Here is a 21,298-nt window from a genome sequence, read left to right on the forward strand (position 1 = left end):
TCTTTCCTTTACATATTGATTCCAAGTTAATCTCTGCGGAATTAATGAAGGCTTTCTCCACATTGTTAAATGACATTTATTCAACAGAAAAACGTTGCTGCAGCGATAAAGTCAATAGGTTTAATTGCCGATTCCGATATTTGCATCATATATTCTTTTAATACCCTGGTTTTTCCGTGACTTTCCATGATGGCTTGTTCGGATACGATCGCATTTTTTTTCATTTCTTCAGAAGATACAAACAACGCGGATTGTATCGCAAGATTGATATTGCGAAGCTTGGATTCCATCTGTTCAAGAGAGAGTGCCTGATCACCTAGCCCTCCAGTCACTTCTTCAGATGCATAACGCATTTCCTGATTAGTCCGAACATTTTGTTCCGATGTCTCAGAAACGATACCAGTGGTTGAACCTATTTGTCCGGACAAAGACTGAACATGCTCCAGCAAGGCCATAATCTTGTCCTCCTTGCTTCTATTTTCATCCTCTAGTTGACTCGTAATGCTGCGCTTAGAGCGAATTTGCCATATTGTTGCAATTGACGTTATTACAAGAAATACAGCATGAATCCCGACCATAAGGAAGGGGTACGTGTCAGTCCCAAATATGAGCTGGGGAAAGAAAAAGAATCCCATGACATGCTGGATAGCAAATAATACGGTCATCATGGCGATCAAACGCGTATTCTCGTAATAAGCCGCCGCTGCGATAACCATAAAGATGGAAAAATGAAACTCAACATTGCCTCCGCTTCCACTGATGATGGAAAAGCTCGAGAAGGTTAGAGTAAGCGTGTTCAACCATGGCAAATACACATGCTCCTTATTCAAAAACCAATAAACGGCAAGTCCCAGACTAACAATGGGCAATAAAAAAAGGCCATTCTGAGCCCATAGCATTAGAATGTTCATCTCAAACCCGGAACCGTGGATTCCCATCGTATGTCGAAAAGGGTCGAACGTCCTTGTTACTATAAATATAATAACATTTAATAATACAGCTGCGGCGGAAAGCCACAACATGAGACGATTTTTTTTGTCCTGCATAGTTAAGCAATCATCCTTCCAAATAATACTTACAATTACACATTTATTGCCGATTGATGTAAGGTTTCCGCTGAAGCCACTACCTTTTGCGTTGCCAATCCTATCTCTTCGATATTATGTACCAACGTTTTCATCCCTTGCTCCACCGTTTCCACGTCCCCTAGACTACTCGCCATTGATTGAACGATACGATTAAAAGCTCCTTCTGTCGCTTCCGATTCTAACTTGCTCTCACGAACGAACGTATGTACCTCTTGTATAGCTCCCACAACATCTTCGGTATATTCGCGTGTCTGTACAATATATGCATTTATCTGTTCCACCGAAAGTTTGGTCTGATCCGATAGCTTGCGAACCTCTTGTGCAACAACGGAAAACCCTTTTCCGTGCTCGCCCGCTCTTGCAGCTTCAATAGCTGAATTCATGGAAAGCAAGTTCGTTTGAACGGCAATTTCTTGCACCAGATCAATAACATTACCGATTTTCTGCACGGATTGATTTAATTGCTTGACATTCTCTTCCATCGTATTGGTCCTATTGAATATAGATACTATGCTTGATTCCAATCTGGCAAGCTTCTCTTGTCCATCCTTTGCAAGCAGCTGCGTATCTCTAGAGGTTTCTGCGCTGCTCAGAACAGAAAGGTTCACCTCATTACTGCTTGCAATCAACTGCTGGACAGAGGCGCTTGTTTGCTCGGTAATAACCGTCATTTCCTGACTTACCGTAATGATTTTTTCTTTTAGCTCTTCTTTGACGTTTTCATAATGAAGCTGTCTTTGACGAACATTTTCCTTCTCATAGCCTTCCAGTACGATCTGTTGTTCAAAATTAAGAATCTTGGTAATCACTTTGCTGATTCTAATACTCTCATCCCGGTTTTCGATATATCGATGAACGATATCCAAAAGCGTACTTTGCAAGTTCAGAAATGCTCCCATATACCATTTGGGCTCTAATCCAACCCGATAATGTACATCAGCTACCCGAAATCTTTTTTTCAAATATCCACTGTCGATTTGCCCATCGAACATCTCTATCAGATGCATCTCCAACGTTTTTCGGAGCCGTTCAATAGTACTATTTTCAAGGATGATTTCTTTCAGTTCTTCTACGTTGGTGATGGTTCGATAAAAGGTAGATACAATTTCATCGATATGTTGCGAGATAAGAGATTGTATGGATTTAGCCAGTTGAATTTCTTCTATTGTCAGTTCGATCATTTCAAGTTGCTTTAATATAGTTGGATCCTTCAGATCGATTGTCACCTTTTCGGCTTTCGCTTTTACCAACCATTCCGAATGCTCTGCCGGCTTTTTATTACCACCAAAGATATTAATTAAAAATGAAAATGGACATTTTGCCATTTGTCTACCTTACTCCCCTTCATAACTACAAGATAATTTTTGATTACCGAAAGATCGAACTGGCTAAATAAAGTCAGATGCTTTGGTTAACATTCTCACAGTAATACATGTAAAAATCAATAGTTTAATAATTTCATGTTTAGTATACAACATTGTTATGAAATATTTTTGAAACTTGTAAAGGCTGCGCATCACAACAAATAAAACCAACCGTATGTGCAGACGAGGCGATTGTTTGTAAAATGGAGCTATTTGCAGGCGCATTACATTTATTCCTATTCAACAAAACACCCCATAGTTTTCATGAACACAGTGAGTTTCACTATGTTACGAATTCTACGGGGTGTTCTTTTCTCATTTCGAATTTTAATCCACTCAGGTCAGTCATTATAAGTTCTTATAAGCTGTTGAATGAATGTCCTGCGATCTCCAAAACTGACTTTGCTTTTTCAAGTGAATGGATTTTAATTAATAAGTAATCCGTGTTAAAAGTAGAAATGGCAAAAATGCTAATGTTATGTTCGGCTAAGGGATTCGCTAAGGAAGCTAATATACCTGTTAATCCAAAATCCAACACCCCCTCTACCTTTATGCATTTCCAGTTATTTTCCACATCTTTGATTCCTGTTTCGGGAAGACATGATGAAGGACATACAATAGAAAGCTCCTCACCTGTTCGTGTAATTGAGAATAATTCACCACAAATAGCCCAAGATGGAATAGTGTCTGCTGCAGATAATTTCACAATGGAAAAGATAGTGTCCAATATGACTAAATTCATCTCTTTTATCCCCTTCCTAAATTTATTCATCTTATGGAAATTATACAGAAACCAATCGCTAACCGCCTATTAGTTGGTTGCATCTTATTACGTAATGCTGCCCGTTAATGGAGAGAAGTATGCCACGCGGCATACTTCTTCTTAGTAAAGGTTAAATAAGTATCTTAATGGTAATAACTTGGAAATTTGGGCAAGCATTAATATGTAATAAAAAGCCAACGCTGAGCTCTGACGAGTCGCATCGGATTAATTAATGATATTAATAAATAATTATATTAACAAATTCTCGGCAGCAGCATGCCCGACAGCCGATTCAGCCTTCTAGATGAACCAAATACGGTTCTCAGCTGAAGCTGACCTTTCTGCGTGCCTGTCACACGCCCAATGACTGTCGCATTTGCTCCCTCCGGATGACGACGAAGTACTTCTAGGAGCTTGGCTTCCTCCTCCTTGCCTACGATGATGAGGGCTTTGCCCTCATTGGCTAGATAGATCGGCTCAAGGCCTAGCAGCTCACAAGCCCCTTGAACTTCCGGACGCACGGGAATCTGCTCTTCGTCCAACTCAATGGTAACTTTAAAATCCTCACAAATCTCCACCAGCGATGTAGCCAGGCCGCCACGAGTAGGGTCCCTCATGATGCGGATGTTCTTTGTGTTGCCCAATGCCTCTTCCAGCATTCCATTCAGAGAAGCGCAGTCGGACAGCACTTCCGTCCGCAAGCCCAGCTCATTCCTCGCTGTTAGAATAGCGACGCCATGATCGCCGATGCTTCCCGTGACGATCACACTGTCACCTTCCTTCATGCCATCTGGCATCGGGTGTTGATGCTCATAGATAGCGCCAATACCCGTGGTATTGATGAAAATACCATCACATGAACCTCGCTCCACTACCTTCGTATCGCCGGCAATAATACTAACTTGCGACTTTGCCGCCTCCTCAGCCATTGATTGAACAATGATTTTCAAATCCTGCAGAGGAAACCCCTCTTCAATGATGAAGCCGCAAGTCAAATATAAAGGCTTGGCTCCGCTTACGATCAAGTCATTCACCGTTCCTGCAATGGAAAGCTTGCCGATATTGCCGCCAGGGAAAAAGATTGGCTTAACAACAAAACTATCGGTTGTCATGGCAAGCCTAGGTGCAGACATACTTTGAATGGAAGCATCCATTAGAGGAGCGGAGCTACTCCCAAAGGCAGTTAAAAAGATTTCCTGAATCAATCGATGTGAAAGCTCGCCACCGTCTCCATGGGCTAAAGTAATTCTGCCGTTCATCAATTAGTCCTCCATCGTATAAGCGTAATAAGCAGCACATGTGCCTTCTGTAGAAACCATGCAAGGACCAACAGGCTGTACGGGTGTACAAGCCACCCCGAATAAGCGGCATTCCGGCGGGCTAATCAGACCTCGTATCACTTCACCGCAGCGGCATTTTGTTACACGCACTTCAGTGGCTGGAACCGCAAACTTCGCTTTGGCATCCAAATGGCGGTATTCTTCGCGAATGGCTAAACCGCTGTTCGCGATGCGCCCAATGCCTCTCCATTCCTCATCACACTTAACAAAATACGTTTCCATATAGCTCTGAGCTACAGCATTTCCTTTATTGCCCACAATGCTCGCAAGATCGTTGATAATAGCAGATTCCTCCTTGAACGACAGCTCAAGCAGACGATAAATGCCGCTCGCCATCTGTACAGGCTCAAAACCGCTTATAACACCAGAGATGCCATACTCCTCGGTCAAATATCGATAGCTTTCAGCGCCAAGAACCATCGATACATGCCCCGGAAGCAAAAAGCCGTCTACCTTCACTTCCCCGCCATCCAGCAAATGGCGAAGAATGGGCTCTATCAGCTTCGTAGTCACCCACATCGAAAAGTTGGTCAGCTTTTTGTCTTGAGCTTCCTTTAGAACGATAGCCAAAATCGGAATAGTCGTCTCAAAACCGATTCCAAGAAAAACAACCTCACGGTCCGGGTGCCTCATGGCAATGCCAATAGCATCTGTCGGGGAATAAACGACGCGAACATCTTTGCCTTCTGTCTTAGCATCCATCAACGTTTTGCGGCTGCCAGGCACCCGTATCATATCGCCAAAGGTGCAAATAATCCGATTCTCACCATCAGCAAGCGCGATCATGCTGTCAATAGACTTCTGATCCGTTACACATACCGGGCATCCGGGTCCAGAGACTAGATGAACATACTCCTGAAGTCTTTTTTTCAATCCCGTGCGAGCAAGCGCCATAGTATGAGAGCCGCATACCTCCATAAACACAGGCTTACGTCCATATTTCGTTTGAAACGCTTCGGCAAGCGTAATCACTTTACCAAGAATAGCTTGACTTAACACGGGGCTATGAAGCTCCTTCAGCATCTCTAGCATGAACAAGTTTCCTCCATTCTTCCAAGCTTTCATATGCGAACGATTCTTCTATGATGGACATCGCTTGCCCGGCGTGGACGATCACAAACTCTCCGATCTGGACCTCAGGCACGAATATAATGCCAATACTCATTTGCGATCCCAACACATCTACAATTGCTGAGTATTCGTCTATCTCTATGACTTTCGCGGGTACGCCTACACACACTGGTCTTCACTCCCCTAGTTATGATCGTTATGCTTCTGATGTGCGGCAATAATAATTTGCCCTTGAGAAATACCGCTATCACTGCACGGAACCCGTCTATGCTCATATACCTCAAAGCCTTGTCGCTCCAGCTTCGATCTAAGCTTCGCGGACAGGTAACGATTGTGGAGGCTGCCTCCTGACAGCACCACCTCTTTTACATTGCCTGAGTGTTCTTCATGAGTATGCAGCAACAGGTTCACAGCCGCAGCCGCCACTGTTTCATGAAATCGCACTGCGATTTCTGCAACAGGAACACCCCCTAAGATGCTCTGTATTATCTCCTCCAGCATCCGAGAACAACTGATCTCAAATAAGCTTCCAACTTTGTCGATGGAATAAGGATAAGCAGCAACCTCTTCCCCCTCATAGTAAGAAGCAAGCTCAGACAGCACAATTGCCGCCTCCCCATCATAGGTGGAAACATGACACAGTCCCAACAACGAACTGACTGCATCGAACAATCTTCCGCAGGTCCCTGCCAGCGGTGCATTAATTTGCTTTTCTATCATCGTCCGAATCAGGTCGATTTCATGATCCTTGCTTGGATACAGCCTTCGAAGCCAAGCCTCACCGCATTGCGGCAGTAGTGACAGTACCATAGCAACAGCACTGCGCCACGGTTGCTTTACACATAGCTCTCCGCCCGGAAGCGGAGTATATCGGAGATGCCCCAGCCGTTCAACAGCTCCGGCATTCCCGTACAGCAGCTCAAATCCCCAGATGCACCCGTCCGTTCCGTATCCTGTCCCATCTAGAATCAATCCGTAGCAATCCCCGGTTAAGCCGTTATCCTCCATACAGGAAACGTGATGCGCATGATGATGCTGAACAGAAACGAATTCAATGCTCGGATCTGACACTAGCACTCGTGTTGTATATCCTGGATGTAGGTCGACAGCAGCAGTATGCGGGAAAACCCCAGATAGCTGAACAAACTGTCCGTATTCCTCCTGTCCATGCCGTTCGATATCCAAATTCGTCAAATCACCATTCGGTGGTCCTACAAACAGCTGTGTTCCACGTCCGAACGTCACCGTATTTTTTTGCTGACCACCAAGGGCAACAAACCCGTCCACATCATGAAGCGTTTCGTATGGGTCGGGCACATACCCTCGCCCACGGCGGAGAAATTCGAGACCACTCTCTTTCCACTGCACAACAGAATCCTCTATGGGATGAACGATCTCCCGGTTATGAGTCAGGATATAATCCGCTACGGATGCCAAGGAGGACAACACTTCATCATCACGATACAGAATCGGATGGCCGGAAGGATTCGCGCTCGTCATTACCACAAAGACAAGCTCATCATCCTCTAGCAGCAGATGATGCAGCGGCGTATAGGGGAGCATCAAGCCGAACGTACACATATTCGGCGCTATTTCTGAGGCTAAATCGTTATCAGCATTTTGCCGCACTACCACGATGGGTCTTTCCATTGAAGTCAGCAGCTCCTTTTCATCCGATGAAAGGATACCGATCTTCTCGCAGCTATCCAGCGAGCAGGCCATCACAGCGAGTGGACGCTTCGGACGTCTTTTCCGATGTCTTAAACGGGTAACGGTTTCGTTGTTTCGCGCATCGCATACCAAATGATACCCGCCGATGCCTTTGACAGCGACGATAGCTCCATCTTTAAGCAGCTGCTTGGTAAGAACGACTGCTGCTTCCCGATTCGCTAGCTGCAGCCCACTCATATCGGTTAATTGGAGCGAAGGCCCACACTTCTCGCAAGCAATCGGCTGTGCGTGAAAGCGTCGATCATGGACATTGTATAATCATCCTGGCAGCATTCGCACATCGTAAATGTGCTCATTGAAGTCATCGCGCGGTCATAAGGCAGCTCGCGGATCATACTGTATCTGGGTCCACACTGTGTACAATTGATAAACGGGTACCGATACCTAGGGTTCTGTGGGTCGGCCATATCCTTCAGACATGCTTCACACACCGCATAATCAGGCGGTAGAACAATCGAGGATGACGCTCCGTTTGGTTCCGTCTCCATAATTTCAAAACTCGTATAACCGATGAACGGTTGCGAGCTCACTGTAAGCTCCACAATTACGGCGAGTCCAGGCGCATTCTTGGGTATCGCTTGTACAAATCGCTCTAGGTTCGATGCCGAAGCTGTTTCGGCAACTACCCTAACGCCATCCCGATTGTTTTGCACAGTCCCCTTGATGCCGTACTCCTTTGCCAAATGAAATAGAAAAGGACGGAATCCAACGCCTTGAACCCTGCCTTTTATAACAATTAATAATGCTTCCCCATGGCTTGATAGGCGCTGTCGATCCATTGAAACCACTGCTCCATTCCTTCGTTCGTTCTAGCTGAAAGCTGCAGCAGAGCGGACTGAGGATGGATAGCCTGCAAATCATTAACTGCTTCTTCCACATTAAAATCCAGATAAGGCAGCAGATCGATTTTGTTCAACAGAACAAGCTCCGTCCGCATGAACATCGTTGGATACTTCGGAATTTTATCGTTTCCTTCAGGGACGCTTAATACCGCAATCTTATGATGTTGGCCTAAATCATAACCAGATGGGCATACCAGATTCCCGACATTTTCAATAAATAAAAGATCCAGCTCGTCCAAATTAAATTCAGGCAGCACTTTTGCGACCATTCGCGCATCCAGGTGACATCCGCCATGCGTATTGATTTGTACGGCCTGCGCTCCAACCGCTCGGATTCGGTCCGCATCCCTCTCCGTGGCCAGATCGCCTTCAATCACACCAATCCGGTAGCGGTCCGACAGCCCTCTAATAGTAGCCTCCAGCAGCGTCGTTTTCCCAGCTCCAGGAGAACTCATCATATTTATAACTAACGTTCCATTGCTTTGAAAATGTGATCGGTTATGCGCTGCGGCTGTATTATTATCTTTCAATACTTCTTCGTTCAATGTGATTTGCATATCTATCAACTCCCATCATAGGACTGTACTTGGAACGTTTGGCCCGTCTTGAGCTGCCCTCCCGGCATTGAGCAATGCGGACATACGGCAATTCGCTGTGTCGGTTCGTATGTCATTTCGCAGAAAGGGCACATAGCGCTCGCTTCCTCAACTATGATCGTTAGCTCAGCCTCTTCCGACAACAGCGTATTGCGCTGTGCTTTGAACATATCAAAAGCCATAGCAAGCGCCTCGGGCATCGCATTACTGAATCTGCCCACAACTAACGAAATGTTAGATATAGCTTGAAAATTTCTTTGCCTTGCATCATTTTCTACTATGTTCAAAATATCGCCCATGAGCGCTAGTTCATGCATGCTTCTCACCTTTTTCGAGGAATGCCAATATACAGAACCCCTTGTTTCATTTTCGCTGCAAATAGGGTGAATGATTGATGTGATGCCAGATTATATTCCCGATCGCAGGTAAAACATTTAAACACAGGCTGGTAAACCAGATAATGCAGCAAATGACTGCATTCTGGGCATTTTTTGCTTAACGCGTGAAGCTTATCATCTTTTTGAAGCACAATAACCGGCTCCGACTGAACGACAACCTCTTGGAAGAGCTCTCCCCCACTTGAATAGGGTACTGGATAGAACTGATAACCGCTGAACGTTTCAGCAACTCGATCCAATTTCTCTATATCACGCTCAATGAAGGGCAAGAGGATCTCTTTGAATGTTTCAGTCAACGAGCCTGCCATCTCTTTGAAGAAATCCCGCCTATTCATCCTCCGTCATCCAATCCAGCACTTGAGCTTCGATCCGATCCGTGAGCTCCCCTAGTGAGGACTCAACGATCGATGACAGCCCAACGCCAAAATCCAGAGATGCTGGCTGAACACCAAACATTACCATGTGACTCGGAAGTCTCTCACGAATTCTTGCGGCAAAAAGTACCTCTTGAAACCCAACCTGATGGACAGACATTTTGACTCCGTAATAGGCTGGAATCGCTTCATTTTTTACCGAATAGATCGTTCCTGGTACTTGCCCCCCATTCATCGCATCAATAATCAGTAAATGATCGGTGTCCTCCACGGGTCCGAGTAGTCGTATTCCGTCTGTCGCCCCTTCAATAATCTCGATATTCCCAAAGGGCAAAAGTCGTTCATGGAGAAGCGGTAGAACTTGAACGCCAACTCCCTCATCGCTGTAAAGCGTATTTCCGATACCCAAGATGGTGATTGCAATAGGGCTTCGATTACTCTCGTTCATCTGATTGTTTATCATGTGGTTCCACCGTATGTTTCTTCTCAGATTTGTAACCCGTAAATATAGAGCTCATGGTGCCGTTTCGTTCCAGCCAATCTTCCCGGAAGGCCATATAAATGTGTACAACGATAAAAATCATAAACCCCCATGCTACTATATGATGCCACGAGCGGATCATGAAGCTATCGCCAAAGACAAAAGGAATCCAGGAAAAGATTTTCCCGAGCAGGGATTCAGGCTGGGGCTCGAACAGTAAGTAATAGCCTGTAAGTATGGCAAGTATGGAACCCAGGCCAATAAATAACCAGTAACTCAGCTGGGCCAATGGATTATGGCCTGTGTAGTGCGGCTTTTTATTTTTCATTAATAAATAGTATTTCATAGTTTCCCAGGTTTCGAGCCAAAACTGTACTTGTACCGGGTTGGAAGTTGCGTACCGATTGCCTTTGAATACCCAGTACCAACGAACAAGTAAATTCACCGTAAACGCGAATGCCGCAAAAAAATGAATGTACCGCGTCCAACCCATGACGAAGGAATAATAGGCTTCTTCTTGAATTAATGAGCCTAAGAAAGGCTTACCGATATAAATTCCCGTTATCATCAGCAGTAAAATAGAAGCTGCATTAATCCAGTGGAACACTCGAACTGGCAGCTCCCATACATACACTTTGACATAAGCTTTATGGTCATCGTAAATCCGGGTCGGGCGTCTTGCCTTTGTAGATATTTTAGATTTGGTATGCTCCTTCGTTTGCGATTTATTTTCGGTAGCGATGGACATAGGTCAGCTCCTAACCAATCCGGATTTCAGTCATTTGCTCGTTTTCCAAGTCAGTCAAATGCACCGCACAAGCTAAGCATGGATCAAACGAATGCACAATCCGCAAAATTTCCAACGGGTTTTTGGGATCTGCAATTGGCGTTCCCTTCAACGCCGCTTCATAAGCGCCAATTTGATTCTTATGATCACGTGGTGAAGCGTTCCAGGTTGTCGGTACGACCGCTTGATAATTCCTTGTCTTTCCATCTTCAATTCGAATCCAATGTCCAAGCGCCCCGCGTGGAGCTTCGATCCAGCCTACGCCCTTCGCTTTTTTAGGCCATGAGGAGGGCTCCCATTTGGTTCTGTCGAAGGTTACTTGATCGCCATTTTTAATATTCTTAAGCAACGCATTCATATCGTTACGCATCCATTTAGCTACAAGACCCGCTTCCAATGCACGCGCCAAGGTGCGACCCAAAGCGGATTGCAGCGCCGAGAACGGAAGGCCTAGCTTTCTTAGAGCACTATCGATCGATGTCACGTATTCTTCCTTCTTAGCTGCATATCCGATGATCATGCGGGCAAGTGGCCCTGTTTCCATCGGTTGTTCTTTCCATCGTGGTGACTTAATCCAGCTGTATTTCTCATTCGTATTAAGAGTTTCATAAGCTCCTTTGGGTCCGGTATATTTCAGATTCGTTTCACCTTCCCATGGATGCTTGCCGCCCGAAGACTGTCCGTCGTACGTATACCAAGAATGATCAATGAACTCTTTAACCTGCTCAGGGTCCTTCGGGTTGACATCTAAAATATTTTTCAGATCGCCATTCAAAATAACACCACGAGGCATCCGATACAGGTCCACATCTGCAATGTCTCCGGTTGAGAAGTCCCCATAGCTCAAATAATTATTCAAGCCACCCCCATAGGTCCAATCTTTATAGTAAGATGCAATCGCCATAACATCAGGAATATAAACTTGGTTTACGAAAACCATAGCTTCATCAATCAATTGTGATACATGGGACAATCGTTCCGCGTGAATACCATTGTCGCTGTTAATATCCAAAGGTGTGGCCATCCCCCCAACCACATAATGCGGATGCGGATTTTTCCCTCCGAAAATGGTTTGAATCTTCACAATATCCTTCTGCCAATCCAGCGCCTCCAAGTAGTGTGTGACGGCAAGCAGATTCACTTCTGGTGGTAGTTTATAAATTTTATGTCCCCAATATCCATTCGCAAAAATGCCTAGCTGTCCACTGTCCACGATTTTTTTAACCTTTTGCTGGACTTCTCTAAAATAACCTGGTGATGATTTGGGCCAATCTGAGATTGACTGGGCGATCGTGCTTGTTTTGGCTGGATCTGCTTCCAATGCATTCAACACATCAACCCAGTCAAATGCATGCAGGTGATAAAAATGTACAACATGGTCATGCAGCATGACTGCGGCGTTCATAATATCACGGATGAGGTGAGCGTTTCTTGGAACTTTGATCCCGAGTGCGTCCTCCACAGAACGGATAGCCGCCAATGCATGCGTGGAAGTACAAACGCCGCAAATCCGTTGTACATATGCCCATACATCCCGCGGATCACGATCCTGAACGATAAGCTCCAATCCGCGGATTGCGGTACCTGAGCTGTAGGCGTCTTTGATCACCCCGTTATCCATGTCCGCTTCGATACGCAAATGTCCTTCAATTCTTGTTACCGGGTCCACTACTATACGTTCAGCCATTTATTGTTCTCCTTCTTTGTTCTCATCTTTATGCTTTTTGACCGCAGTCGCAGCAGCATGAACGGCAATACCTGCGGCCGCAGCTCCAACTACAGCCATTCCCACGAGCTCTGGATTAATCGTGGTTTGAGTGCCTGGAATTTTCGCCAATCGGGTATAGAAAGGCCCGTTATCCCAGAAATTAGCTTCGGAACAGCCAATACAGGGATTTCCCGACTGGATAGGATAGCTCACGCCTCCGTTCCAACGCATCTCGGCACAAGAGTTATAAGTGGTAGGTCCTTTACAGCCAACCTTATATAAGCAATAGCCCTGCTTGGCCCCTTCATCATCGAATGACTCAGCAAAAAGCCCCGAATCGAAGTAAGCGCGGCGATTGCATTTATCATGAATCCGGTGACGATAAAAGGCTTTTGGACGGCCGTGATGGTCCAGCTCCGGAACCGTGCCAAAAGTAATCAAATGAGCGATAACACCGGTCATCACTTCCGCGATGGGAGGACATCCGGGTACGCGAACAATCGGTTTATCTTTGATAATGTCAGTAATCGGCTTCGCTCCTGTCGGATTCGGATAAGCAGCGGGAATGCCTCCCCAAGAGGAACAACTACCATAAGCCAAGATGACTTTAGCGTGTTTGGCTGTTTCCAGTAAGGTTTGCTTAGCCGAAACACCGCCTATCATCAGGTATTCGTCGTGCATCGGGATACTGCCCTCAACGGCCAGAATGTATTCGCCAGGGTAATTTTCGATAACATGCTTTCGTGCCTCTTCAATTTGATGACCGGATGCCGCAGACAACGCTTCTGTATACTCCAACGAAATCATGTCAAGTAGAACGCTTTCTATTTTAGGATGGGAAGATCGTATAAATGATTCCGAGCAGCCGGTGCAATCTTGAAGCTGAAGCCAGATCACAGGAACTCTTTTGTTGGTCTCCATCGCATGAACGACAGTCGCTGTTTGCGAATAATCCAGTCCTACAGAAGCAGCTAGAACAGCACACATTTTCAGAAAATCACGACGCGTAAATCCACGGTTCAAGGCTGATTGGTAGATCGTATTCATGTCTGTTTTCATTCTGAGTCTCCTTCGTTCAGTATATGCCTAAACATAGAATCCCTTTTATCATACTCCCTTCTTCTCCATCTCAAAGTGATAATTGTCACAATATGTAAATAATTATAGTCACAAGCAAAATGAAAAACCCTTCTCCAGTTGTTTTGGAAAAGGGTTCTCCTTATTTCATCTATAGGAAGTTTTTTCGAATGGTCTAATTCACCAGCTCACGTTTCCGTCATGACGCCGCCATTAACGTGAAGTACCTGTCCTGTCACAAAGGATGAATCGTCGGATGCTAAATAAATGTAAGTCGGTGCAAGTTCAAAGGGCTGCCCAGCGCGTTTCATTGGCGTTTCCAATCCGAACGTTTTTACATATTCGGCAGAATAGCTGGATACGATAAGCGGGGTCCAAATTGGCCCCGGTGCTACGGCATTCACCCTAATTCCCTTGCTGACCAATTGGAGTGATAGCGAGCGGGTAAATGACACCACCGCTCCCTTGGTCGAGGAATAATCGACAAGTAAAGGAGCGCCTGCATATGCAGTAACAGATGCCGTTGATACAATAGCGCTTCCCGGTTTCAGGTAAGGCAGCGAGGCTCTCGTCATATAGAAATGCGGGAAAATGTTGGTTCGGTACGTATCCTCAAGCTGTTCGTCGGAAATACCCAATAGGCTCTCCTGCGGAAACTGAACGCCTTGGTTTAATATAAGTATGTCAAGCTTTCCATAACATTCAAGTGTCCTTCTTACCACTTCCTCAGAAAAGGCGGAATTGCGTAAGTCGCCCTCGATCAGGAGGCATCTACGACCGTAATGCTCCACCATCTGTTTGGTCGCTTCCGCGTCCACTCGCTCATACAGATAGACGATTGCCATATCCGCCCCTTCTTTGGCGAAACCGATTGCGATGGCGCGTCCAATCCCGCTGTCGCCACCGGTAATGATGGCTATTTTTCCCGCCAATTTGCCGCTTCCCTTATATTCGGGATTGTCTGAAATCGGGAGCGGGTTCATTAAGTACTCCAATCCAGGCTGAACATCCTGATGCTGTGGCGGAAAAGTGATAGGCACCTGTCGACAGCGTGTCTCATAACCGTAATACGGATACTTGGGAATCACTGTGAGACCTCCCTTGCTTTTGTAGTCAAAACAGAATATTCCCCCAGTACCCGATGGGTACCTGTCACGATTCAATTTTTCGCTTTTTCATCTTTGCCCTTCGTTGCTTTTGCAAGCAGTCTTTGCTATATGTCCCTGCATAGCAGACTATGAGCTACTTATTTTGAATTAATCCTATTCCATTCCCAACCGGATCTACTAAATAAGCAAGATAAAAATGATCAAATTCCATCTTACCTCTTACAACTTGCGCACCTAATGCTATCGAATTTTTTATGGCTTCATCAATATTCTCAACTTCTATTTGTATCCTTGTTCCGTGCGGAAAGTCACTAGGCCCTTTAGAAATACCACCATTGATTCCAGGTTTATCATCATTTCCTGTTGTCGCTGATTGATATCCCCAGTTTGGTTCTGCAATCTTCCACCCAAAAACTGACGAGTAAAAGTTCGCGGCCCGTTCTGGATCTTGACTACTTAATTCAAATAAAACAACACGCCCCATATCCTCCAACCTCCATAGATAGAATTAATCTCCAATTATATAATACGCGACCGCTATCCCTGTCTGTTCATATTTCTTACAAAATCGGGAACTCTTCTCATCATTTTCTCCTGATCCAATTCAAAATCGTATTGTTTATATAACCCATGCGCATCTTTGGTTCCAAGTATCCCCATTAAGTTTTTTAGCTCCTCAGATTTAACTATAGTCTCTATTAATTTTTTGCCTATGTTATTTCCTCTGTGCCCTTCTTCTATAAAGACATCACAAAGCCAATACATGGTTGCTCCATCTGTCACTATACGTGCAAATCCAACCTGTCTATTATTTTTGTAAACCCCATAACATATCGAATTCTCTATAGATTTCCTGATTATTTCCTTAGAACGTTTATTTGCCCAATAACTGCTAGATAAGAATTCAAATACGGTTTCTAGGTTCAACAATGATTTGTCATTACTTATAACAAGCTCATCTTCATTTCCCATATATAGCTACTCCTTTAGTGTTTGAATTCGAGATACTTGATTCCCCATTCATCAAATAATTCTTTCAATTCATTTGATGTGTTTAAGATAAACTTCCTTACTGCCTCTTCTTTAAAATAGATGTTCTTAAACTTGGGCTCATTCCTATCATCAAGAAGCCATTCTATCTTTACATCTCTATATTGACTGACTTCATTTTGAGTAACAAAAGGGGTATCTGCGAATACATGAGCAAGCTGTAAGTTTTTCAATACTTTTTGTGCCCAATCTTCGGATCTTAACAAATTAAACTCAACTTGACTGACTTCTTGATTGTATATTTTCCTTATCTCATTCTTATCTCCATAATACTCTCTCTCAAATTCAGCATAAAGAGTATCAGTCCATCTTATATCTGCATAGATATGAGCAAAATAACCCAATATGTACTCCTTCCAATCCAAATTAATATTCAAGCTTAAATAAGAAAGGCATTCTCTTTTAAGAATTTCAATACTTGGAAACTTATCTTCACTTACTAGATGAGTAATACCTTTTTCTTTTCTAGTTGCATGATCTCTCATGTGTATAGCGTCTGGTGCAATGCTTCCTAATAAAAAACTTGGTGAAGGCTCTAAACTAGCCACTTTTGCTGCTATTGCAAAATGAACCATTGGCCAAGGCATTTTGAGGCACCTCCATTGCATTATTTTTTGCAAAACCATATGTCCAACATGCCTGACCCAGAATGATTCCTCTTATCTGCATGTTGTATCTCCTCACTCAACTCGATTACTCCAGAAACTTATATCTCCGAATGTGTAAAGCATGTTTCCGTTCTTATCCAAGCCTTCAATTGTAATCGGTAAGTTTAGTGTATGGTCCATTAATGAAAACCACATGGTTCTAGAACCATTTTTAATTATTGTTGCACTTTTATTAGCTTCACTAACTAAGAAAACTTGATTAATAGCAGGATCGAGGATTGTTCCATAAAGTAAATGTACCTGCTGATCTATTCTTTCCGTGCCTTGCCATGACAGTCCTTTACTAGAATCAAAAGAATTTTTACTTAAATAATCTGATATCTTATACCCTTTGATACCCTTTTCAACTAAAATTCCCGCCAACTCATTATTTTGGGTTTCGTAGAAAACTAGTAATTTCTCTTTTAATACATGAATATATGCTATTTCCTTAAAACTGCTATCGTTCTTAACAACAACTCTTTCAATGTCTTCATACAATGAAGTTTTTTTATTAATTAAACAAGTGTAAACAAAGCACAATACGATTAATAATGTCGATGTAATTATCAACCATTTATATTTATATATCATAGCCTGCGCTCTCATTGAGATCATTCTTCCCTCCGTCCCATTGAGGTACATTTAATTACTTATCCTTGAATTTATAAGTCTGCTACCATAGTTAATGAAGTGTCGACCATTCCAACTTCTTTAAACCCAAATCGTTGATATAGGTTCACTGCAGCCAAGTTATTAGGATCAACACTCAATGATGCTCTCTTAATCCCCTTTTCTTTCATCTCTTTAAATAACATGGTCAGCAAAGCAGTTCCAATTCCTTTTCCTCTATATTCCGGCCTTAAAGCCATGCCTAGCTCTGGTATATCTTTACTTATATATCCAAATCCCTTATTATCTTCATCAAAATGTCGAATGGTTATTGATCCTATAGATTGACCCTCGCTATTAACTGCAATGTAGCCGCGATCACCTTCTCTACCCCAATCTTCTACATACTTAGTTAAAAAGGGTTCTTTAATCACATCTTTATGAAAAGGCTCCTGTCCCTTTGGAACATATAAGGATTCAAATAACATTTCCCACAAAAAGGGCACATCTTGTACTGTTATAGGTCTGATTACGTAGTGATTCAATGATAAAACTCCTTTACCTAGCTTAAAGTTCATTCTTACCTTTTCTCTTCGAGCACCTAATCAGAACCAAACCACCTAAAATAACAATTCAAGAACAATTCTCTATCGCAACCTACTGTATCATTATATCAATCATTGGAAATTTTGGAAATTAAAATGAAGGCTCCCAGAGTCGTTAAGACATTGGTTACACCAATGGTTTCGGATTCATTTACTTAATAACATTAATTTCTTATTACATTAACTTCTTTTCTTCAATAAAAAACTCAATGCATTGGATTCATTGAATCCCCAAATAATCGTCAAAGTGAAAATTTGAGAAACCCTATACAAATGAGTAAACTATAAGTAGATACCGAAGGAGGAGAAACAAAATGTCCAATCAGCTAAACAACATAGAAATAGGAATCAGTACATTTTTGGAGACTACACCGGACCCGGTGACAGGAGAAGTCATCAGCCATGCTGAGCGGCTGCGCCATGCGGTTGAGGAAATCGTGCTGGCCGATCAAGTCGGTCTGGATGTCTATGGAATTGGGGAGCATCATCGAGCAGATTACGCAGGAACCTCACCCGCTGTTGTGCTGGCAGCAGCTGCTGCCATGACTACGCGGATCAGGCTGACGAGTGCCGTTACAGTGCTGTCTTCAGACGATCCTGTTCGCGTGTATCAAGCGTTCTCGACCCTTGACGGCATCTCTAACGGTCGAGCCGAAATTATGGCGGGCCGCGGTTCGTTCGTTGAATCCTTTCCGCTTTTCGGATATAGCTTGGATGATTACGACGATTTGTTCGAAGAAAAGCTGGAGCTTTTGCTAGCAATCAGATCCTCAGAGAAGGTAACTTGGCGCGGAGGCCATCGTCCAGCTATCGATAACCTTGGCATCTATCCTCGATCCGTTCAGAGCCCTCTTCCAGTGTGGATCGCAAGCGGCGGGAATGCACAGTCAGCGGTGCGGGCAGGAATGCTGGGCCTTCCGATCGCATTCGCCATTATCGGCGGAATGCCTGAGAATTTTGCTCCATTAGTCGCCCTCTATAAGGAGGCTGCCGCGCGGGCCGGGCACGATCCAGACAAGCTATCTATTGCAACGCACTCGCACGGATTTGTCGGAGAAACAACCGATCAGGCAGCTGACTTATTCTTCCCTTCAACACAAGCACAAATGAACGTTATCGGGCGTGAGCGAGGCTGGGGCCAGCCATACACTCGTGCCACTTATGATGCTGCACGCAGCCTTCGGGGCGCCCTCTATGTAGGTGATCCCGAATATGTTGCGGAAAAGATCATTTTGCTTCGCAAAAATTTGGGGATTACTCGATTCTTCCTGCACGTAAATGTCGGTACAATGCCACACCGTGAGGTCATGCGAGCCATAGAACTGCTAGGGACCAGAGTAGTGCCCATAGTACGCAAAGAACTTGCCCGTAACTAGGCAATGGAAAAAGCAAAGGTTCTCTGGTCATAGCAGCCGATCTCTTGATCGAACTAATTCAACTCTCTTATCCTGAAACGAGACTCTCCTATCTGAGCTAAGGCCACTTAAGAAAGAGATATTTACTTCAATAAAAAGAAGTGTGCGAGCCGCCGCACACTTCTTTTTATTGTCCTCAACCCTATTCAGCTTTTACTCGTTAATACTCTTGCTTACTCCTGCTCAAGAATGGATGCTTCTCGATTACGGATAATCCGTCTAAGCTCATTGGCGATGTCTCGAGTGATTTCACCGTGCTCATATAACCTTTGAACCTCGTCACGCTCCGCTTGGATGGCTATCCAATGCAAATCTCTTTTTACCTCTTCGTTTCCTTTATTATTACCCTGCAGCATCGGATAGGGCTTGGATAGTCTATCTATAATGTGTTTGTAATGATTAATGATGTTAATGACTTCATCCTTATTTGTACCCATACTCTTCTTTTCAAAAGCTCCAATAACCGCATTGCTTGTCTGTAGCTTTATTTCCTTCAATGCTTCCCGGTCTGAATTGGATAACTTGTGTTGAAGCTTCAAATCCTCCTTAGACAGGAGTCCCTTAAGCACTCGTGCTAAGATCATCAGAATAATGTACCAGAGATGCGTCCATCGTGACAAAGCAAGTTCAAGCTGCTCCAAACTTTTTAAGAACATAGCAGCGTGCTCTTTGCCTATTTCCCCTTTTGCAAACAAATCTCGTGTGACTTCACGCTCTATTTCAAGAGCAGCGACACGCAATTCTGCTTCTTTCTTATGTATTCGCAGGTTCCCCTGTTTTCGATTAGTAGGTTGGGATTGCCTAATCCATCGATCATAATCACTAATAACAGAGGATGATTCAGCCCTATTTTCTTCACTCGTAGCATGATGAACGGCTTGGATGGCCGCGCTCAACATCTTGATCTGCCCCTCGCTCTCCTTCCGCAAGTGCTCGGCTTCATTTCCAGCTCCTTTTTGCGGCGCTAAGAGAGGGAGCAGGATACTTGCTGCAAGTAGGGATAACAAGATAACGACAGCTGCGAGAAAAATGACCAAGCTCCGCTCTGGAAAGGGATCGCCAGTGTCGATAAAGAGTGGTATGGAGAAAGCGCCCGCAAGTGTTACGGCACCCCGAACACCAGATATGGAAGTCATTGCAAGTATTTTTAAAGAAAGCTTTTCTTTGTTTTTGGTACCCCCGAATATTCTGCCGCCCACAGAGAAAGCGAAGGTCCACAAAAATCGGAGTACAATTAGCATAATGAAAATGACCAAAGCATATCCGACTACCTTGAAATTGTTAAACTCAGGACTTTCAAAGATAATACTAATAACATCGGGGATCTGTAAACCCAAGATAACAAAGACAAGCCCGTTCAACAGAAATAGAATGACCGACCATGTATTGTCAGATACCTCATGCGTCCGTGGCCTTGATTTGTTAGATTGATCACGTTCAACTGCGTGCATGACACCACCGGCTACCGCGGCCAGTATGCCTGACACGCCAAGCTCTTCAGCCGCCAGATAAAGAGCAAACGGAGTCAGAATATGAATGAGCATATGCATCGTCTCGTCTTCAAGCCCTGAGCGTCGAAGCAGAAACCGCAAGCCAGTAATTAGCGATGCCAAAATAACCCCAACCACCAAGCCGCCAATGGCAATAATGAAGAAGCTGACGCTCGCCTTTGGTAATGAAAACACCCCGGTTACAGCAGCGGCAAGCGCGAATTTAAAGGCAACAAGCCCCGAAGCATCGTTCATCAAGGCCTCGCCTTCGAGCAGATGCATTAAACTCTTGGGCAATCGAATTTTTCCCGCTAACGCGCTAACAGCTACGGCGTCAGTGGGCGATAAAATAGCAGCCAGAGCAAATGCTACAGGAAGCGGAATAGTCGGAATCATCCAATGGATGGCATAGCCAATCACAAAAACAGTTACAAAAACAAGACCCACGGCCAGTAACAAAATAGGAGCACGAAGACGCCACAGCTCGCTGCGAGGTGTATGTTTGCCATCATTGTAAAGAAGTGGTGCGATGAATAAAAGGAAGAAGAGCTCTGTCTCCAGTTCCAGATGGAAACCTGGTGGAACAAATGTTATGGCACTTCCCAGCGCAATTTGAATTAAGGGTACGGGAACTGAGGGGAGCTGACGATTAATGACATTAGACACCCCTATCAGCGCAAGGAGAACCAAAATCGTTATAAATAATTCCATGTAGATGTTTCCTCCTTGCAGTTTGACATTGAATGAGTG

Annotated in this window: 22 protein-coding genes and 1 pseudogene; 1 reads left to right on the top strand and 22 read right to left on the bottom strand. The window is 44.2% G+C overall.

The window, feature by feature from the left end:
• Positions 1-80: 80 nt before the first annotated feature.
• The 21 genes and pseudogenes from GC093_RS08535 to GC093_RS08630 all read right to left on the bottom strand — a co-directional run bounded on the left by GC093_RS08535 (position 81) and on the right by GC093_RS08630 (position 17,616).
• Positions 81-1,046: a methyl-accepting chemotaxis protein gene (locus GC093_RS08535; RefSeq protein ID WP_171651442.1), complete on the bottom strand. Its 966-nt coding sequence runs from the start codon at positions 1,044-1,046 to the stop codon at positions 81-83.
• A 35-nt stretch (positions 1,047-1,081) separates the two neighbouring features.
• Positions 1,082-2,413 (bottom strand): globin-coupled sensor protein, encoded by a 1,332-nt coding sequence (locus GC093_RS08540; protein ID WP_171651443.1) that lies wholly within the window; start codon positions 2,411-2,413, stop codon positions 1,082-1,084.
• 397 nt (positions 2,414-2,810) lie between these two features.
• Positions 2,811-3,194 carry an ACT domain-containing protein gene (locus GC093_RS08545; RefSeq protein ID WP_171651444.1) on the bottom strand — a complete coding sequence of 128 codons (384 nt, stop codon included), beginning with the start codon at positions 3,192-3,194 and terminating at the stop codon, positions 2,811-2,813.
• A gap of 275 nt (positions 3,195-3,469) precedes the next feature.
• Entirely contained in the window at positions 3,470-4,474 is a 1,005-nt protein-coding gene (gene hypE, locus GC093_RS08550) for a hydrogenase expression/formation protein HypE (RefSeq protein WP_171651445.1), read from the bottom strand.
• A 3-nt stretch (positions 4,475-4,477) separates the two neighbouring features.
• Positions 4,478-5,587: a hydrogenase formation protein HypD gene (gene hypD, locus GC093_RS08555; protein WP_171651446.1), complete on the bottom strand. Its 1,110-nt coding sequence runs from the start codon at positions 5,585-5,587 to the stop codon at positions 4,478-4,480.
• Entirely contained in the window at positions 5,559-5,795 is a 237-nt protein-coding gene (locus GC093_RS08560) for a HypC/HybG/HupF family hydrogenase formation chaperone (RefSeq protein ID WP_171651447.1), read from the bottom strand. Before GC093_RS08560 ends, hypD begins: the two co-directional genes overlap by 29 nt.
• A gap of 14 nt (positions 5,796-5,809) precedes the next feature.
• Positions 5,810-7,579 (bottom strand): annotated as a pseudogene (hypF, locus tag GC093_RS08565) (carbamoyltransferase HypF); the annotation flags it as partial.
• Positions 7,540-8,136, bottom strand: a complete 597-nt coding sequence (locus tag GC093_RS36600) for an acylphosphatase (protein ID WP_312886482.1) — start codon at positions 8,134-8,136, stop codon at positions 7,540-7,542. The gene GC093_RS36600 and the pseudogene hypF, both read right to left, overlap by 40 nt.
• Positions 8,094-8,756, bottom strand: coding sequence for a hydrogenase nickel incorporation protein HypB (gene hypB, locus GC093_RS08570; protein WP_171651448.1), 663 nt, complete (start codon positions 8,754-8,756; stop codon positions 8,094-8,096). The genes GC093_RS36600 and hypB overlap by 43 nt, the downstream gene beginning before the upstream one ends.
• A 5-nt stretch (positions 8,757-8,761) precedes the next feature.
• A complete protein-coding gene (locus GC093_RS08575; RefSeq protein ID WP_171651449.1) occupies positions 8,762-9,112 on the bottom strand; it encodes a hydrogenase maturation nickel metallochaperone HypA/HybF in 351 nt (116 codons plus the stop codon).
• A gap of 5 nt (positions 9,113-9,117) precedes the next feature.
• The gene (locus tag GC093_RS08580) at positions 9,118-9,528 is read right to left on the bottom strand and encodes a hypothetical protein (protein WP_171651450.1); all 411 of its coding nucleotides are present in this window, start codon (positions 9,526-9,528) and stop codon (positions 9,118-9,120) included.
• Complete coding sequence (locus tag GC093_RS08585; RefSeq protein WP_246313949.1) at positions 9,521-10,030, bottom strand: HyaD/HybD family hydrogenase maturation endopeptidase; 510 nt, start codon at positions 10,028-10,030, stop codon at positions 9,521-9,523. Before GC093_RS08585 ends, GC093_RS08580 begins: the two co-directional genes overlap by 8 nt.
• Entirely contained in the window at positions 10,002-10,796 is a 795-nt protein-coding gene (gene cybH / locus GC093_RS08590) for a Ni/Fe-hydrogenase, b-type cytochrome subunit (RefSeq protein ID WP_171651452.1), read from the bottom strand. Before cybH ends, GC093_RS08585 begins: the two co-directional genes overlap by 29 nt.
• Before the next feature lie 10 nt (positions 10,797-10,806).
• Positions 10,807-12,522 (bottom strand): nickel-dependent hydrogenase large subunit, encoded by a 1,716-nt coding sequence (locus tag GC093_RS08595; RefSeq protein WP_171651453.1) that lies wholly within the window; start codon positions 12,520-12,522, stop codon positions 10,807-10,809.
• Complete coding sequence (locus GC093_RS08600) at positions 12,523-13,602, bottom strand: hydrogenase small subunit (RefSeq protein WP_171651454.1); 1,080 nt, start codon at positions 13,600-13,602, stop codon at positions 12,523-12,525. It abuts the gene before it with no gap.
• Positions 13,603-13,808: 206 nt separating this feature from the next.
• Complete coding sequence (locus tag GC093_RS08605) at positions 13,809-14,708, bottom strand: SDR family oxidoreductase (RefSeq protein ID WP_171651455.1); 900 nt, start codon at positions 14,706-14,708, stop codon at positions 13,809-13,811.
• Between the two features lie 154 nt (positions 14,709-14,862).
• Positions 14,863-15,213 carry a VOC family protein gene (locus GC093_RS08610; RefSeq protein ID WP_171651456.1) on the bottom strand — a complete coding sequence of 117 codons (351 nt, stop codon included), beginning with the start codon at positions 15,211-15,213 and terminating at the stop codon, positions 14,863-14,865.
• A 53-nt stretch (positions 15,214-15,266) separates the two neighbouring features.
• A complete protein-coding gene (locus GC093_RS08615) occupies positions 15,267-15,701 on the bottom strand; it encodes a GNAT family N-acetyltransferase (protein ID WP_171651457.1) in 435 nt (144 codons plus the stop codon).
• 14 nt (positions 15,702-15,715) lie between these two features.
• The gene (locus tag GC093_RS08620) at positions 15,716-16,366 is read right to left on the bottom strand and encodes a zinc dependent phospholipase C family protein (protein WP_171651458.1); all 651 of its coding nucleotides are present in this window, start codon (positions 16,364-16,366) and stop codon (positions 15,716-15,718) included.
• A gap of 93 nt (positions 16,367-16,459) precedes the next feature.
• Entirely contained in the window at positions 16,460-17,035 is a 576-nt protein-coding gene (locus tag GC093_RS08625; protein ID WP_171651459.1) for a hypothetical protein, read from the bottom strand.
• Positions 17,036-17,091: 56 nt separating this feature from the next.
• Positions 17,092-17,616, bottom strand: coding sequence for a GNAT family N-acetyltransferase (locus GC093_RS08630; protein ID WP_171651460.1), 525 nt, complete (start codon positions 17,614-17,616; stop codon positions 17,092-17,094).
• Between the two features lie 341 nt (positions 17,617-17,957).
• Here GC093_RS08630 and GC093_RS08635 point away from each other — a divergent pair, with 341 nt between their 5' ends.
• Positions 17,958-19,019, top strand: a complete 1,062-nt coding sequence (locus GC093_RS08635) for an LLM class flavin-dependent oxidoreductase (RefSeq protein ID WP_171651461.1) — start codon at positions 17,958-17,960, stop codon at positions 19,017-19,019.
• Positions 19,020-19,231: 212 nt separating this feature from the next.
• Here the strand turns inward: GC093_RS08635 and GC093_RS08640 are convergent, their stop codons facing one another.
• Positions 19,232-21,259: a Na+/H+ antiporter gene (locus GC093_RS08640; RefSeq protein WP_171651462.1), complete on the bottom strand. Its 2,028-nt coding sequence runs from the start codon at positions 21,257-21,259 to the stop codon at positions 19,232-19,234.
• Positions 21,260-21,298: the final 39 nt, after the last annotated feature.

This window comes from Paenibacillus foliorum (genome assembly GCF_013141765.1).
GTDB lineage: Bacteria > Bacillota > Bacilli > Paenibacillales > NBRC-103111 > Paenibacillus_S > Paenibacillus_S foliorum.

What these genes read in the sequence shown, in the direction of transcription:
- GC093_RS08575 (WP_171651449.1), bottom strand. Translation starts at nt 9,112, where the DNA reads ATGCATGAACTAGCGCTCATGGGCGATATTTTGAACATAGTAGAAAAT.
- hypD (WP_171651446.1), bottom strand. Translation starts at nt 5,587, where the DNA reads ATGCTAGAGATGCTGAAGGAGCTTCATAGCCCCGTGTTAAGTCAAGCT.
- GC093_RS08585 (WP_246313949.1), bottom strand. Translation starts at nt 10,030, where the DNA reads ATGATAAACAATCAGATGAACGAGAGTAATCGAAGCCCTATTGCAATC.
- GC093_RS08630 (WP_171651460.1), bottom strand. Translation starts at nt 17,616, where the DNA reads ATGAACTTTAAGCTAGGTAAAGGAGTTTTATCATTGAATCACTACGTA.
- GC093_RS08545 (WP_171651444.1), bottom strand. Translation starts at nt 3,194, where the DNA reads ATGAATTTAGTCATATTGGACACTATCTTTTCCATTGTGAAATTATCT.
- GC093_RS08540 (WP_171651443.1), bottom strand. Translation starts at nt 2,413, where the DNA reads ATGGCAAAATGTCCATTTTCATTTTTAATTAATATCTTTGGTGGTAAT.
- GC093_RS08635 (WP_171651461.1), top strand. Translation starts at nt 17,958, where the DNA reads ATGTCCAATCAGCTAAACAACATAGAAATAGGAATCAGTACATTTTTG.
- GC093_RS36600 (WP_312886482.1), bottom strand. Translation starts at nt 8,136, where the DNA reads ATGGATCGACAGCGCCTATCAAGCCATGGGGAAGCATTATTAATTGTT.
- GC093_RS08610 (WP_171651456.1), bottom strand. Translation starts at nt 15,213, where the DNA reads ATGGGGCGTGTTGTTTTATTTGAATTAAGTAGTCAAGATCCAGAACGG.
- hypE (WP_171651445.1), bottom strand. Translation starts at nt 4,474, where the DNA reads ATGAACGGCAGAATTACTTTAGCCCATGGAGACGGTGGCGAGCTTTCA.
- cybH (WP_171651452.1), bottom strand. Translation starts at nt 10,796, where the DNA reads ATGTCCATCGCTACCGAAAATAAATCGCAAACGAAGGAGCATACCAAA.
- GC093_RS08625 (WP_171651459.1), bottom strand. Translation starts at nt 17,035, where the DNA reads ATGAGAGCGCAGGCTATGATATATAAATATAAATGGTTGATAATTACA.
- GC093_RS08580 (WP_171651450.1), bottom strand. Translation starts at nt 9,528, where the DNA reads ATGAATAGGCGGGATTTCTTCAAAGAGATGGCAGGCTCGTTGACTGAA.
- GC093_RS08535 (WP_171651442.1), bottom strand. Translation starts at nt 1,046, where the DNA reads ATGCAGGACAAAAAAAATCGTCTCATGTTGTGGCTTTCCGCCGCAGCT.
- GC093_RS08600 (WP_171651454.1), bottom strand. Translation starts at nt 13,602, where the DNA reads ATGAAAACAGACATGAATACGATCTACCAATCAGCCTTGAACCGTGGA.
- GC093_RS08640 (WP_171651462.1), bottom strand. Translation starts at nt 21,259, where the DNA reads ATGGAATTATTTATAACGATTTTGGTTCTCCTTGCGCTGATAGGGGTG.
- GC093_RS08620 (WP_171651458.1), bottom strand. Translation starts at nt 16,366, where the DNA reads ATGCCTTGGCCAATGGTTCATTTTGCAATAGCAGCAAAAGTGGCTAGT.
- hypB (WP_171651448.1), bottom strand. Translation starts at nt 8,756, where the DNA reads ATGCAAATCACATTGAACGAAGAAGTATTGAAAGATAATAATACAGCC.
- GC093_RS08615 (WP_171651457.1), bottom strand. Translation starts at nt 15,701, where the DNA reads ATGGGAAATGAAGATGAGCTTGTTATAAGTAATGACAAATCATTGTTG.
- GC093_RS08595 (WP_171651453.1), bottom strand. Translation starts at nt 12,522, where the DNA reads ATGGCTGAACGTATAGTAGTGGACCCGGTAACAAGAATTGAAGGACAT.